The sequence below is a fragment of the Streptomyces sp. NPDC046203 genome, assembly GCF_040646255.1.
Classification (GTDB): Bacteria; Actinomycetota; Actinomycetes; order Streptomycetales; family Streptomycetaceae; genus Streptomyces.
In genome coordinates this window covers 76,410-90,562 of the sequence record NZ_JBEYZX010000028.1, presented here as the reverse complement: position 1 = coordinate 90,562, position 14,153 = coordinate 76,410, and the positions used below count along the sequence as shown (strand labels likewise).

At 74.0% G+C, this 14,153-nt stretch carries 11 protein-coding genes; 8 read left to right on the top strand and 3 right to left on the bottom strand.

Annotation, left to right across the window (positions count from 1 at the left end; genetic code table 11):
- Positions 1-160 precede the first annotated feature (160 nt).
- Positions 161-769 carry a TetR family transcriptional regulator gene (locus ABZ990_RS20555; protein ID WP_361233224.1) on the bottom strand — a complete coding sequence of 203 codons (609 nt, stop codon included), beginning with the start codon at positions 767-769 and terminating at the stop codon, positions 161-163.
- A 110-nt stretch (positions 770-879) separates the two neighbouring features.
- On the opposite strand from ABZ990_RS20555, the gene ABZ990_RS20550 reads away from it, so the two are divergent.
- The 3 genes from ABZ990_RS20550 (at position 880) to ABZ990_RS20540 (ending at position 5,427) form a co-directional block, all read left to right on the top strand.
- Positions 880-3,507, top strand: coding sequence for an FHA domain-containing protein (locus ABZ990_RS20550; RefSeq protein WP_361233221.1), 2,628 nt, complete (start codon positions 880-882; stop codon positions 3,505-3,507).
- Positions 3,508-3,751: 244 nt separating this feature from the next.
- The gene (locus ABZ990_RS20545; RefSeq protein ID WP_361233244.1) at positions 3,752-4,441 is read left to right on the top strand and encodes a hypothetical protein; all 690 of its coding nucleotides are present in this window, start codon (positions 3,752-3,754) and stop codon (positions 4,439-4,441) included.
- The gene (locus tag ABZ990_RS20540) at positions 4,438-5,427 is read left to right on the top strand and encodes a serine/threonine-protein kinase (protein WP_361233218.1); all 990 of its coding nucleotides are present in this window, start codon (positions 4,438-4,440) and stop codon (positions 5,425-5,427) included. The genes ABZ990_RS20545 and ABZ990_RS20540 overlap by 4 nt, the downstream gene beginning before the upstream one ends.
- A gap of 60 nt (positions 5,428-5,487) precedes the next feature.
- Here ABZ990_RS20540 and ABZ990_RS20535 read toward each other — a convergent pair whose 3' ends face one another.
- Positions 5,488-6,819: a streptophobe family protein gene (locus tag ABZ990_RS20535; RefSeq protein WP_361233215.1), complete on the bottom strand. Its 1,332-nt coding sequence runs from the start codon at positions 6,817-6,819 to the stop codon at positions 5,488-5,490.
- A 397-nt stretch (positions 6,820-7,216) separates the two neighbouring features.
- Here ABZ990_RS20535 and ABZ990_RS20530 point away from each other — a divergent pair, with 397 nt between their 5' ends.
- Positions 7,217-8,236: a DUF6777 domain-containing protein gene (locus ABZ990_RS20530; RefSeq protein WP_361233212.1), complete on the top strand. Its 1,020-nt coding sequence runs from the start codon at positions 7,217-7,219 to the stop codon at positions 8,234-8,236.
- Between the two features lie 118 nt (positions 8,237-8,354).
- Positions 8,355-8,858 (top strand): FBP domain-containing protein, encoded by a 504-nt coding sequence (locus ABZ990_RS20525; RefSeq protein WP_361233209.1) that lies wholly within the window; start codon positions 8,355-8,357, stop codon positions 8,856-8,858.
- A gap of 95 nt (positions 8,859-8,953) precedes the next feature.
- Here the strand turns inward: ABZ990_RS20525 and ABZ990_RS20520 are convergent, their stop codons facing one another.
- The gene (locus tag ABZ990_RS20520) at positions 8,954-10,159 is read right to left on the bottom strand and encodes an acyl-CoA dehydrogenase family protein (protein WP_361233206.1); all 1,206 of its coding nucleotides are present in this window, start codon (positions 10,157-10,159) and stop codon (positions 8,954-8,956) included.
- Positions 10,160-10,522: 363 nt separating this feature from the next.
- On the opposite strand from ABZ990_RS20520, the gene ABZ990_RS20515 reads away from it, so the two are divergent.
- The 3 genes from ABZ990_RS20515 (at position 10,523) to ABZ990_RS20505 (ending at position 14,003) form a co-directional block, all read left to right on the top strand.
- Positions 10,523-11,770 (top strand): CoA transferase, encoded by a 1,248-nt coding sequence (locus tag ABZ990_RS20515; protein WP_361233241.1) that lies wholly within the window; start codon positions 10,523-10,525, stop codon positions 11,768-11,770.
- Positions 11,771-11,802: 32 nt separating this feature from the next.
- Positions 11,803-12,468: a GntR family transcriptional regulator gene (locus ABZ990_RS20510; protein WP_361233203.1), complete on the top strand. Its 666-nt coding sequence runs from the start codon at positions 11,803-11,805 to the stop codon at positions 12,466-12,468.
- Positions 12,469-12,683: 215 nt separating this feature from the next.
- Complete coding sequence (locus tag ABZ990_RS20505) at positions 12,684-14,003, top strand: serine hydrolase domain-containing protein (protein ID WP_361233200.1); 1,320 nt, start codon at positions 12,684-12,686, stop codon at positions 14,001-14,003.
- The last annotated feature ends 150 nt before the right edge of the window (positions 14,004-14,153 follow it).

Genomic DNA, 14,153 nt, shown 5'->3' with positions numbered 1-14,153 from the left:
TCATCCTCGTACTGGGCGTACTTGGATGACTCCGACAACGCAGCGTGGGGGCACCTCCCGTGCCCGAAGGGCTACGGGGGAGGGCGTGCCAGGCGGCGCAGGCCAGGAGGGACTTTCGAAACACGCCCTAGCGGCACGGCGCCCACCGTACGGCCCGTCCCTACGTCCGCCGGGTGACCGACTCCAACAGCCCGGGCAGGAAGTCGCGTTCGAGACTGCCCGGCGGAAGTACGTCCGGTTCGACATAGCTCTGCGCGAGAGCGCCCTCGCGCAGGGCCACGACAAGGCGGGCGAACCGGTCGGCGTCCACGGCGAGTTCACGGCCTCCCCGGCGTACGACCAGCTCCAGCCCCCGGGCGATCTCGGCGCGCAGCCGGGCCTCGTGCCGGGCGAGGACCCGCGCGGCCCCTGGGTCACGGATGGCGTGCAGGGTGAACTCCATGCTCACCAGATACCAGTCGCGCTCGTCCGGTTCGACCCGCGCGACCAGCTCGGCGAGCCGCTCCAGGGTGCACTCCTCGGGTGCGAGCGCATCGACCGCCGCGGCGAGGCGCTCGACGACGCGCGCGCCGTGCTCGTCGAAGAGGGCCAGGAAGAGTTCTTCCTTGCTGGCGAAGTTGGAGTAGTACGCGCCGCGCGTGAAACCCGCGCGCTCACAGATCTGTTCGATCGACACCGCGTGGAAGCCGTGCTCGGCGAAGGTCTCCAGGGCCGCCCGCAGCAGGGCCGCGCGGGTACGGGGCCGGCGCTTGGTGACACCTTTCGGCACGGGTGGTTCTCCTTCGCTCCCCGGCCGGGGCGGGCCGCGGGTGGGTCGGCCGCTCACGATACCGGCGCCCATCCCGGGCACGGTCCGACCGCCGACGATAGGCTTGACGTATGGGAGAGCGGTCTGTCGCGCCCTCCGCGCCCGCCCTGGTCCTGACGACCGACGGGGACGCGACCGTCCTGGACGCGCGCCGCGTCTATCGCATCGGACGCGACCCCACCAGCGACATCGTCCTGGCCGACGCCCGGGTGTCCTGGCACCACGCGGTGCTGCGGGCGGTGGGCGGCCACTGGACGCTGGAGGACCAGGACAGTACGAACGGCACGTTCGCCGACGGTCATCGGGTGGGGCTCAGCGTGGTCGGCGCGGGAACGGTCCTCCGCTTCGGCCATCGCGAGGACGGTCCGAGGGCGGCTCTGCGACCGACCACTCCCCCCGCACCCGACGCCCCGGCCTCCGAGCCCGTACGCATACGGGAAGCGGCGCCGCCGGCCCCACCTCCCGTACCGCCGTCACCGCCCGCCCCAGCCCCAGCATCTCCCGGCGCCGATCAGCCGGCCGCCGAACCTGCCGCCTCCGAGCCGCAGCCGCCGGAACCGCCCGCCGAACCGGAGCCGGTCACCGAAGCTCCGGCAGCCGCAGCCCCCTCCCCGCCCCGGCCCTCCTCCGCCGCCGTCGCGTCCCCCGCCCTCACCGGCGCCTTCCGCCGCCCCACCTCCGTCCGGCCGCTGCCCGCCCGCACCGTGCGAATCGGCCGGGCCCCCGACAACGACCTGGTGATCGACGATCTGACCGTCTCGCGCCGGCACGCCGAGCTGATCGCCGAACCCGACGGCACGTACCGCATCCACGACCTCGGCAGCCACAACGGCACCTTCCTCGACGGCCGGCCCGTCACCGACGCGCGGGTGACCGCCGAGGATCTCGTCGGCATCGGACACCGCGCGTACTTCCTGATCGACGGCTCGCTCGTCGAGTTCACCGACACCGGCGAGGTCTCGCTCGACGTCCAGGAACTGGCCGTCACCGTCGACCGAGGCCGCAAGACCCTGCTCGACGGGGTGTCCTTCCCCGTCGGGGAGAAGAGCCTGCTCGCGGTCGTCGGCCCGTCGGGCGCGGGCAAGTCGACCCTGCTGAACGCGCTCACCGGGCTGCGCCCCGCCGACCGGGGCACCGTCCTGTACGACGGCCGCGACCTCTACCAGGACTATCCCGAGCTGTGGCACCGGATCGGCCTCGTCCCGCAGGACGACATCCTGCATCTCCAGCTGACCGTCCGCCGGGCCCTCGGCTACGCCGCCGAGCTGCGCTTCCCCGAGGACGCGACCCCCGCCGAGCGACGCGACCGGGTGGACGAGGTGATCGACGAACTGGGGCTGACGGAACGGGCCGCGCTGCCCATCCACAGTCTGTCCGGCGGCCAGCGCAAACGGGTGAGCGTGGCCCTGGAGCTGCTCACCAAACCCTCCCTGCTCTTCCTGGACGAACCGACCTCCGGGCTCGACCCGGGCATGGACCGCTCGGTCATGCACATGTTGCGTGGGCTCGCCGACGACGGCCGTACCGTCATCGTCGTCACCCACAGCGTGCTGAGTCTGGACGTCTGCGACCGGCTGCTCGTGCTCGCGCCCGGCGGCCGGGTCGCGTACTACGGGCCGCCCGGCGACGCGCTCGGCTTCTTCGGCTACACGCAGTGGCCGGAGGCGTTCGAGGCATTCGAGCACGACCGGGACCGCGACTGGGCCGGTCTGTTCCGCCGCTCCCCGATCCACCGCCATTACGTCGAGGAGGCGGGCACCTCCGCCGGGCCGCCCGGCGCTCCGCTCGCCGGACCACGTCCCGGCGGCGCGCCGGAACCCGGCACACGGCCCCCTGGCGGCGTATCGAGGGCACAGCGGGCCACGCGGCTCGCGCCGCCGAAGGCGCAGAGCTGGGGTTCCCAGCTCCGTACCCTCGTCCGGCGGTACGCGGCGGCACTGTCCGCCGACCGGACCTTCCTGGTCATCATGGTGGCGCTGCCGTTCGTCATGGGCGCGATGGCCCGCGCCCTGTCCGAGGGCCGCCTGAACGCCGACTCCACCATGAACGTCCTGCTCATCCTCTGTGTGGGCGGGGTGCTCACGGGCGCGGCGAACGCGGTGCGCGAGCTGGTCAAGGAACGTTCCATCTACCGACGTGAGAGAGCCGTGGGCCTGTCCCGCTCCGCGTATCTGATGTCGAAGGTGGTCGTCCTCGGCACGGTCACGGTCGTGCAGGCGGTGGTCCTGACCCTGGTGGCCCTCGTCGGCGTCCCGCTCGACACCCCCGGCGGCCGGGGTGTGCTCCTGCCACCGCTGGTCGAGCTGACCCTGGCGGTGGCGCTGCTCGCGTTCACCGCGATGATGCTCGGGCTGTTCGTCTCCGCCCTGGTGCGCAAGGAGGAGGTGACGATGCCGTTGCTCGTCCTCCTCGCGATCGTGCAGGTGGTCTTCTGCGGAGCGCTCCTTGACGTACGGGGCACCCCGGTCCTGGAGCAGCTGGCCTGGCTGGTGCCGTCCCGGTGGGCGTTCGCGGCGATGGGCGCGACGATCGACATCCACGCGACCGTGCCGGGCCCGCGAACGGCGGACCCGCTGATGGCGCACACGGTGGGCGCCTGGCTCTTCGACATGGGCATGCTGGTCGCGCTGTGCGTCGTGCTCGGGCTCGTGGTGGCGTGGCTGCTGCGGCGCCACGAGCCGGTCGTGATGCGGAGGTAGGACGCCCTTGAAAGGCATGGACGGTACGGACGGCACGGGTGGCGCGGACGATACGGGAGGTACGGGCGCCGACGGTGCCACGCGTACGACGGAAGCCGCGACCACGGCACCCGGAGGCACGGCCCCCGGGCCCGCCGCCGACAGCGAGCCGCCCCAGCTCGTCCCGGGGTACCCGCCGGAGTCCGCGACGACGCGGACCGGCGAGGAGAGCGCGGCGGACGAGACGGTCTTCCGGCCCACCCATGTGGTCCCGCGCGACGGCCTGCCCACCTGGGAAGCGCCCGATCCGGCGCTGCCGGCGGAGCCGCTGGACGCGTTCCTGCCGGTGCGGCTGCTCGACCGGGCCGGCGACTGGGGCCGGGTGCTGTGCTCGAACGGCTGGTCGACCTGGGTCGACGCCCGGCTCCTCGTCTCCGTACCGGCCGATCCGCCCGCCGCGAGCGGTCCCCTCACCCGGACGGCCGATCCACGCCCACTGATCGGCCGGGCGGCGGACGCGCTGACCCGCTACCGGCGAGCGGCGGAGGAACTGGCGACGGGGCGATCGGACGGCGAGACCTTCCGGCGGCGCACCCGGAGGCTGCGGGTGGGGATGGTCGTCGACGGGGAGTCGCTGTGGCTGTACGACGCGGAGCACGAGCGGTGGGTGTACTGCGACGGCAGGGGGCTCGGTACGTACACGGCCTCGGCGCCGCCCTCGACGGCATCGGCCCCGGCTCCCGGGGACGCGCAGGAAACGGAACGGAAGCCGGAAACGGAACCGGCAGCGGGGACGGAGTCCGGGCCGCCCGGCGGGGCTGACACCGTACGCGCACCGGACCCCGGTCCCGCCCCGGGCCGCGCCCCGGGCCCCGTACACGAGCCGACCCGCGTGGTGCGCGAGCCCTCGCCCGGCCGACCCGGCCGGCCCGGCGATCGGGGTGAGGGCGGATGAGCGGCACCGGGCCCGGGCTGCCCGTCGGCCGGGAGTCGGACCTGATCGGCCGGCGGATCGCCGGCTACCGCGTGGAGGCGGAGATCGGGCGCGGCGGCATGGCCGTGGTCTACCGGGCGCGCGATCTGCGTCTGGACCGGACCGTGGCGCTGAAGCTGCTGGCACCCGAGCTGGCCCGCAACGACACCTTCCGGCGGCGGTTCGCGCACGAGTCGCGGGTGGCGGCGGCGATCGACCACCCGCACATCGTGCCCGTCTTCGAGGCGGGCGAGACGGAGGGGGTGCTGTACATCGCGATGCGGTACGTCCCCGGGCTCGACCTGCGGGCTCTGCTCGACCGGCGGGGCGCCCTGGAGCCGGTGGCCGCGGGGCGGATCGCGGTGCAGGTGGCCTCCGCCCTGGACGCGGCGCACGCCCACGATCTGGTGCACCGGGATGTGAAGCCCGGCAACATCCTGGTGGCGGAGGGCACCGACCGGGACCATCCGGAGCACGTCTACCTGACCGATTTCGGCCTGACGAAGAAGTCCCTGTCGCTGACCGGGTTCACGACGGTCGGGCAGTTCGTCGGGACGCTGGACTACGTGGCGCCGGAGCAGATCTCCGGCAGACCGGTGGACGGCCGCTGCGATGTCTACAGCCTGGCGTGCGTGGTCTTCGAGACGCTGGCGGGGGCGCCGCCGTTCCGCCGGGACGACGACATGGCGCTGCTGTGGGCACATCAGTACGATCCGCCGCCCGCGCTGTCGGCCGAGCGCGCAGAGCTGCCCGAGGCCGTGGACGCGGTGCTGGCGAAAGCGCTGGCCAAGGCGCCCGAGGAGCGGTACGGGACGTGCCTGGAGTTCGCCCTGGAGCTGCGGGCCGTACTGGAGGGCGCGATGCCCGGGGCGGACGCGCGGATCGCCGCGGGGGCCGGTACGGGCGGGGCGCCGGGCCCGCCGCCGGAGCCGCCCGGGTGGGCGCGGCCGGTGTTCCGGGAGCTGTGAACGGCGTACCGGCACCGCGCCTCCCACCGCACTGTCGGGCCCGGGTACGGCCTGAACGGGTCAGGGCGTCCCGGTCCCGGCACGCCGGCGGAGCGGGGCCGCGAGGAGTCCGCCGAGGAATCCGGCGACGAGCCCCCAGAACAGGGCGAGACCGACCAGGCCCCAGATGTGCGGGCGGAGCAGCACCACGGCGCCGAGCGCCGCGAGGTCTCCGATGCCGATGACCGACAGGCCGAAGCGGGCCTCGACCAGGGTCAGCGGGGCGATCACCAGCATCGCGGCGGCGAAGGCGACCCCCAGGTGCAGGGCGTGCCGCCCGGGCCGGACGCCGGCCGGTGAGCGGGCGGCCATGACGACCGCCGCGCCGAGCACGAACACGGCGGCGATCGGCAGCAACCACCAGGCCCGCCCGTCGTGGGAGGCGAGGGTGGACAGATCGACGGTCGACAGCTCCCTGCCGCCGTCGCCGCCGCGCAGGACGCGGTCGAGGAGTTGCGGCATGGGCAGCCCGAACGGGCCCTCGGCCCGGCCCTCCCAGGAGCCGCCGATGCCGACGCCGAGGGCGAGCCAGCAGACGTTCGGCAGGCCGAGGAGCAGCACGGCGAAGGTCTCGGCGGGGTGCCCCTTGGTGGCGGCGACGACGAGCCCGATGACCAGGCCGACGGCCACGTATCCGAGGAACAGCAGCAGGATCGCGGACGCGGCGGGGCGGACGGCCCGGTGGTGGCGGATGAAACGGGGCGGGAGCGGGGTGCGGCGGGAGACCAGCACGGCGACGACGAGGACGCCGAGGATCCACAGCAGGCCGTACCAGAGCGTGGGGCCGAGGTCGGTGCGGAAGCCGATGGTGGGGCGGGCGGCGGCGAGAAGCTGCCGTACCAGCTCGCCGAGGTCGCCGGCGGGCTTCTGGCCGGCGCCGAAGGTGAGCGGGAAGTCGTGGCGGGCCAGGGTGGCCAGGCCGGCGAGCGCGGCCAGCCAGAACACGACGGTGGGGACGGCCAGGGCGAGCAGGTCGCGGGCGCGGGCGACGGCGTGGTGGCGCAGCGGGCGCAGGAACAGGGCGCCGGTGACGAGCGCGCCCACCAGGGTGACGGTGAGCGGCATGGCGGTGAGTTCGCCCCGGGCGCCGGCCAGGCTGCTCGCGTCGCCGGCGAGTGCGATCTGTCCGCCTGCGGCCATCACGACGGCCGCGGCGACGACGGCGGTGAAGGCGTCTCCGCCGCCGGGCAGTCCGGTGGCACCGGCCGCCCACAGGCCGAGGGCGGCGGTGACCCCCATGGCCACGAAGCCGGTGACGACCGCGCCGAGGGCGGCCGTCAGACCGTGGACGAGACGCCCGGACGGGTCGGCGGGGGCGGGCGGTACGGCGGGGGCGGGGAGCGGTGGGCTCACCCCGGTCACGCTAATACGGGCGGATGCGGTCCGCTTGCGGGCGGCCTCCGGGCGGCGCACACAATGAGCGCAAAACGGAAGAAAGGGAATCGACGTGACGCCCCACCCACCGTCCGACCGCCCCTCGGTGCCTCCCACGGGGCCGCCGTCGGGGCCGCTCTCGGACCGTGGCGCGCGGCCCGGCCCGGCCGCTCCCCCGCCGGCCGCCGGGCCGCCGTCCGACGACGGTACGGGCAAAGGCGCGGGCCGAGGCGGCAGGGGTGACGGCGGCGGTACGGGCGGGGGTGGCGGTACGGGCGGGGGCGCCGCGCGCGGTGGAGGAGGCGCGGGAGGCGGCGGAGGCGGGGGCCCCTGGTGGCGTTCCGTACCCAAAGTCACCTCGCTGGCCGCGGTCCTGGTGGCGGTGGTCGCGCTCGTCGTCGTCCTCACCCAGCGCGGCGGGGGTGGCGGGGGCGGATCGAACCAGGCGGCGCCAGGCGGCGAGGTGTTCCTGCAGAGCACTTCCTCGGCCGGCCCCGACCCCTTCACCCGTTCCACGGCCCACACCCAGGGCACGACGGAGTCGCCCCCGGCACTCCCCAGCCCCAGCGGCACCACCGCCTACGCGGCGCGCAGTGTGCAGGGGTCGACGCCCGGGCTCTACGGGGGCACCCGCCACATCGCCAGCTGTGACGTCGAACGCCAGATCAGCTACCTCACCGAGGAGCCGGCCAAGACCGCCGCGTTCGCCTCGGTCCTCGGACGTACAGCCGGGGAGGTCCCGGACTATCTGCGGTCCCTGACACCGGTCCAGCTGCGGGTGGACACCCGGGTCACCAACCACGGCTACCGCGACGGCCGTCCGGTGGCCTTCCAGGCGGTGCTCCAGGCGGGCACGGCGGTGCTCGTCGACGACCGGGGCGTCCCCCGGGTCCGCTGCGCCTGCGGCAATCCGCTGACCCCGCCGGTGGCACAGAAGTCGCCGAAGCAGGTGGGCACGCCCTGGCCCGGCTACCGGGCGAGCAATGTGGTCGTGGTGCGGCCGGCGGCCAAGCCGATCGCAGTCTTCGTGATCCACGACGAGCGGTCGGCCGGCTGGATCGCCCGCCCGCCGGGCGACACGGGTGCACGCGACCGGCCCACCACGGCCCCGTCGCCTTCGCCGTCCCCGACGGCTGCCACCTCGCCCGCGTCCCCCGCCTCGCCGACCGCGCCCGGGTCCCCCGCGCAGCCGACCCCGCCGGGCACCTCGCCGACCGGCCCGGCACCCGAGCCCCCAACGACCGCGCCGACCGCGCCGACCGCACCACCGGCGACACCCACCGAAGCGACACCGCCTCCGCCGTCCCCCGGGTCACCCGGCACCCCGGCCCCGGCCCCGGCCCCGGCCCCGGGAGGAGTCACGGGGACGGCGCCCGCCGCCGAGGACGCCGGCTGACCCGTACCCGTACCCGTGCCCCGGCGGCCCAGTACCCCCGGGCCCCGGCACCGCCGTCACCCGCGCGGGCCGAGAAACGAATGGCCCGGGCGGCGGCGCAGTGTGTACGGTCGGCCGAGTGGACGCACTGACCGACAAAGAGATCCGCTCGTCCTTCGTGAACTGCACGAAGGGTGACGCGGCCCGGATGAGACTGCCGCTCGACTTCGCCGAGCTGCCGTGGCCCAAGCTGGACTTCCTCGGCTGGGTCGATCCGGGCGCGCCGCTGCGCGCCCATCTCGTCGTCTCCCGTCCCGACGGCCCGGTCGGCGTCACGCTGCGGGTTCCGGCCGCCGGCCGGACCAGCGTGACGAAGTCCAGCATGTGCCAGATCTGCCTGACCTCGCACGCCGCCTCGGGCGTCACACTGCTCGCGGCCCCGCTGGCGGGCCCCCGGGGCCGCGAGGGCAACACGATCGGCCAGTATCTCTGCGCCGATCTCGCGTGCCCGCTGTACGTGCGCGGGGTGCGCCAGCCCAAGCTGCGGGCCGGCCGCCACGAGGAGTCGCTGTCGCTGGAGGAGCAGGTGGCCCGGATGACGGGCAATCTCGACGCCTTCGTGAACCGGATCCTCGCCGGTTAGGACCCCCTTCGCGCCCCGCCGACCGCCGACCGCGCCTCGTGGTCGGCGGCCGGCGGTGTGCAAGGTGTGGTGTGCGCGGTACGGTCCCGTACCCGTCAGCGGAAGGCCTGCTCGCCGGTGAGCGCCTTGCCGATGACCAGGGCGTGCACCTCGCTCGTCCCCTCGTAGGTGAGGACGGACTCCAGGTTGTTGGCGTGGCGCAGCACCGGGTACTCCAGGGTGATGCCGTTGGCGCCGAGGATGGTGCGGCACTCGCGCGCGACGGCGATGGCCTCGCGGACATTGTTGAGCTTGCCGACGCTGATCTGTTCGGGCGTGAGGACGCCCTGGTCCTTGAGCCGGCCGAGGTGGAGGGCGAGCAGCATGCCCTTGCCCAGCTCCAGGGACATGTCGGCGAGCTTCTGCTGGGTGAGCTGGTACGAGGAGAGCGGCCGGGCGAAGACGGTGCGGTCGGCCGCGTACGAGAGCGCCGTCTCCAGGCAGTCGCGGGCGGCGCCGAGGGCGCCGAAGACGATGCCGAAGCGGGCCTCGTTGAGACAGCCGAGCGGGCCGGACAGGCCGCGGGCCTCCGGAAGCATCGCGTCGGCGGGCAACCGTACGTCCTCCAGGACGAGTTCACTGGTGACGCTGGCGCGCAGGGACAGCTTCCGCTTGATCTCGGGCGCGCTGAAGCCGGGCGTGTCGGTCGGCACGACGAAGCCGCGCACGCCGTCCTCGGTGCGGGCCCAGACGACGGCGACATCGGCGACGGAGCCGTTGGTGATCCACATCTTGGTGCCGTTGAGCACCCAGTCCGTGCCGTCGCGCTTGGCGTGGGTGCGCATGGCGCCCGGGTCGGAACCGGCGTCGGGCTCGGTCAGACCGAAGCAGCCGAGGTACTCGCCGGCGGCCATGCCCGGCAGCCAGTGCCGCTTCTGCTCCTCGGAGCCGTACTTCCAGATGGCGTACATGGCGAGCGAGCCGGTGACGGAGACCAGCGAGCGCAGTCCGGAGTCGACGGCCTCCAGTTCCATGCAGGCCAGGCCGTACGCGACGGAGTTGGTGCCCGCGCAGCCGTAGCCCTCCAGGTGCATGCCGAGGACGCCGAGTCCGCCGAGGGAACGGGCGAGTTCGCGGGCGGGGATCGAGCCGCTCTCGAACCACTCGGCGACGTGCGGGCGCAACTCGCGCTCGCCGAAGGCCCGTACGGTCTGGCGGATCTCCCGCTCCTCGTCGGTGAGCAGCCCGTCGATCGCGAGCAGATCGAGCGGATGGACGGGCGAGGACTGCGACGAACGGGGCGACTGCGGCGACGACTTCACGAACGGCCTCCTGGCTGCGGTGCTGCTGTGGCGACTCGGCGAGCCGCAGCCTAGCCCCAGTTCGGATATTGGATCCAGTATTGAATATCCGGCCCTCTCCCCGTACGTTCCGCTTGGATCCGATCACCGATCACCGACGCATGGCCGACCCGTCGCCGACGAAGGAGAGCGGAAGTGCACGCGGAACAACCGGCACAGCCCGACGACCCGGCACAGCCGGACACTCCGGCCCGGTCGGACGCTCCGGACCGGCCGGAAGAGCCTCAGCGTCCGGAAGGGCCTCAGCGTCCGGAAGAGCCCTGGCAGCCGGAACGGCCCGCGCGGCAGGAGCCGGCCGGGCCCGGCGCGCTCGTACCGGGCGCCCTGTCGGGCCTCGTGGTCGCGGACTTCGGGCGGGTCCTCGCCGGGCCGTACATGACGATGCTGCTCGCCGACCTCGGTGCCGAGGTCGTCAAGATCGAACGTCCCGGCACCGGCGACGACACCCGGACCTGGGGCCCGCCGTTCGCGGACGGGCAGGCCACCTACTTCCTCGGGGTGAACCGCAACAAACGGTCCATCGCCCTCGATCTGACCGATCCGGAGGGCCTGGCGGCCGCCCGCGCGCTCGTCGACCGCGCCGACGTCCTCGTGGAGAACTTCCGCCCCGGCACCATGGACCGGCTCGGCCTCGGCTACGAGCAGGTCCGGGCCTCCAATCCCGGCCTCGTCTACTGCTCCGTCACCGGCTTCGGTTCGGACGGGGGCGCCCATCTGCCCGGCTACGACCTGCTGGTGCAGGCCATGGGCGGGCTGATGAGCGTGACCGGCGAGCCAGGCGGCCCCGGCACCAAGGCGGGTGTCGCGCTCGTCGACATCGTCACCGGTCTGCACGCCGGGCTCGGCGTCCTCGCCGCGCTGCGACACCGTGAACGCACCGGCCGGGGCCAGCGGATCGAGGTCTCCCTGCTGACCTCGTTGCTGTCCGCGCTCACCAATCAGGCCGCCGCCCACCTCGCCACGGGGACCGTTCCGCGTCCCCTGGGCAACCGGCATCCCAGCATCACGCCGTACGAGGTGTTCGAGGCGAGCGACCGGCCGCTGGTCCTCGCCGTCGGGACCGACCGGCAGTTCCGCACGCTGTGCGCGCGGATCGGCAGCCCCGGGCTCGCCGACGACCCCCGGTACGCCACCAACACGGCCCGGGTCGCGCACCGGGAGGAGCTGACCGCCGCGCTGGCCGGGCCGCTCGCCGGCCGTACCGCCGACGCCTGGTTCGAGGAGCTGACGGCGGCCGGGGTGCCGTGCGGACCGATCAACGACCTCGCCGGCGCCTTCGCGTTCGCCGACCGGCTCGGGCTCGGGGCCCGGCTGGCCGAGACGGAGGCGGGCCCCGGCCAGGTCGCCCACCCGGTCACCTTCGGGGACACCCCGGCCGTCTACCACTCCGCTCCCCCGCGTCTGGGCGAGCACACCGCCGAGGTCCTGGCCGAGTTGGCGGAGGCCGGGCTCACTGATACGGGGCCGGCGGAGACCGGACTCGCGAGGGCCGGGCTTCCCGGCGAGCGGCTCGGCGAGAAGCTCGGCGACCGTACCGAAGACCGGTCCGGCGAGCGGCCCGTCAGAGAATGAACGCCACTCCAGCGAGCGAAAGGCCACAGTCGATGAGCAGCACGGTGGAGCGGAAACGGCCCCCGACCGCCCAGCAGTTCGTCCTCGCCGAGCTGCGGCGCGCCATCACCACCGGCGAACTGCGGCCGGGCGACCCGATCCGGCAGGACGCACTGGCGGCCCGGCTGGACGTCAGCCGGGTTCCGCTGCGCGAGGCGCTGAAGTCCCTGGAGGCGGAGGGGCTTGTGGTGCACCACGTCCACCGGGGTTATTTCGTCGCCGAGTTGTCGCTCGCGGACCTGGAGGAGATCTACCGGATCCGCCGGATCCTGGAGACCGAGGCGGTGCTCGCGGCCCTCGCCCGGCGGCCGGACTCGCTCGCCGGCTCCCTGGAGCGGATCCAGCGGGAGGTGGAGCGGGCGGCGGACGCGGGGGACGTCTGCGCGATGGCCGGGGCCAACCGGCGTTTCCACTTCGCCCTGATCGAGGCGTCCGGCATGCCGCGCCTGGTGCGCCTGATCGCCACCCTGTGGGACGCGACCGACGCGTACCGCGCCCTCTACTACGCGGAGGACCCGCACCGCGCGCTCGCCGTCGACGAGCACCGGGAGGTCGTCGCGGCGGTCTCCGCGGGCGACCCGGAAGCCCTGGTCGAGTGGCTGGACCGGCACCGCGACCACGCGGTGGCGGCGCTGCGCAAGGTGCTCGACCTGGCGTGAAAGCGGGCTCTGTCCTCCGCCCTCGGGGCCGCGGGCCGGGAGGTGCGCGAGCCTGAAGGGACACGGGCCCGGCGCACGGGCGGGTAGGCGGATCCAGGGCTCGGGCCGGGCTGTCGGGCGCGGTGGCGAGGGGGCGTCGGACTCGCCGCGCGCGACCAGGGGTGCGGGCCTAGCCTTGGGAGAGCACTTCGCCCTCGTCAGGCAGGAGGACTGCCGTGAGGAATCCGACGACGGCGCGCCGGCGCAGGTTCTGCGTCGGCGCGGTTCTGGCGGGGGCGCTGTCGCTGCCCGCCCTCGCGCACCCGGCGTACGGTACGCCGGTCGGCGGCCCGTACACGCCGCCCGGTTCCGCCGCTCTCGCGACGCCGCAACCGCCGTCTCCGCCCCCGACTCCGACCCCGCCGGCGGGCGACACGTTCGCCACGCTCGACCGCTCGGTCACCGGCCAACTCGACGGCGCCATACAGCATGTCATGCGGCAGGCGCATGTCCCGGGTGTCATCGTGGCCCTGTCGGCCCCCGGCAAGGGCGAGTACATCCGTTCCTTCGGCGTCGCCGACAAGCAGAGCGGACGGTCGATGACCCCCGGCCTCAACATGCGGATCGGCAGCGAGACCAAGACCTTCACGGTGACCGCCCTGCTCGAACTGGTGGACAGGGGCAAGGTCGGCCTCGACGACCCGATCGGGAAGTACGTCGACGGTGTGCCGGGCGGCGACCGCATCACTTTGCGCCAGCTCGCCGACATGCGCAGCGGCCTGTTCAACTACACGGCGGACAACGCCTTCTTCAAGGCCTTCACCACCGATCCCCGACGCCCGTTCACACCACAGGAGTTGCTGTCCTACTCCTTCCGGCATCCGGTGAACTTCCAGCCCGGCCAGAAGTTCGAGTACAGCAACACCAACGCTGTTCTGCTGGGTCTCGTGGTCGAGAAGGCCGGCGGGATGCCGCTGAACGAGTTCCTGGCGAAGAACGTGACCGGACGGGCCGGTCTGCGGCACACCTTCCTGCCGACGGACGCGGCGTTCCCCCAGCCGCACGCCCGCGGCTACACCGACCAGACCGCCTCGGGGCGGGTCGAGGACGCCACCGACTGGAACCCGTCCTGGGCCTGGGCGGCCGGGGCCATGATCTCCGACCTCCCGGACCTGCGCACCTGGGCCCGGGTGGTCGCCACCGGCACCCTGCTGAGCACGCACACCCAGGCGGAACGCCTGAAGACCCCGCCGTCCGGGATCCCCGGCACCGGGTACGGCCTCGGCATCTTCAACGTACAGGGCTGGATCGGCCACAACGGCTCGCTGCCCGGGTACGAGTCCCTGACGCTCTACCTGCCCGAGCACCAGGCGACCCTGGTCGTCCTGCTCAACACGGACATCCAGGTGAACCAGACCGAGCCCAGCACCCTCTTCGGCCAGGCGATCACCCGGATCGTCACGCCCCGGCACGTCTACAACCTGCCCGAGCCGACCGCCCCCCGGGCCACGCCGCCCCCGGCGTCCTCCCCGTCCCCCGGCACACCGGGCTCCTGAGACCGGCCGCGCCGACCGCACCGGCCGCGCCGACCGCACCGGGTTCGCCGGGTGCGCCGGGTACGACAGCCCCGGGTTCCTTTGAGACCGCACCGGGCTCCTGACCGCGATCCGGCCTCCCTGGCCAGATCCGTGCGGCCCCCGTCCCGC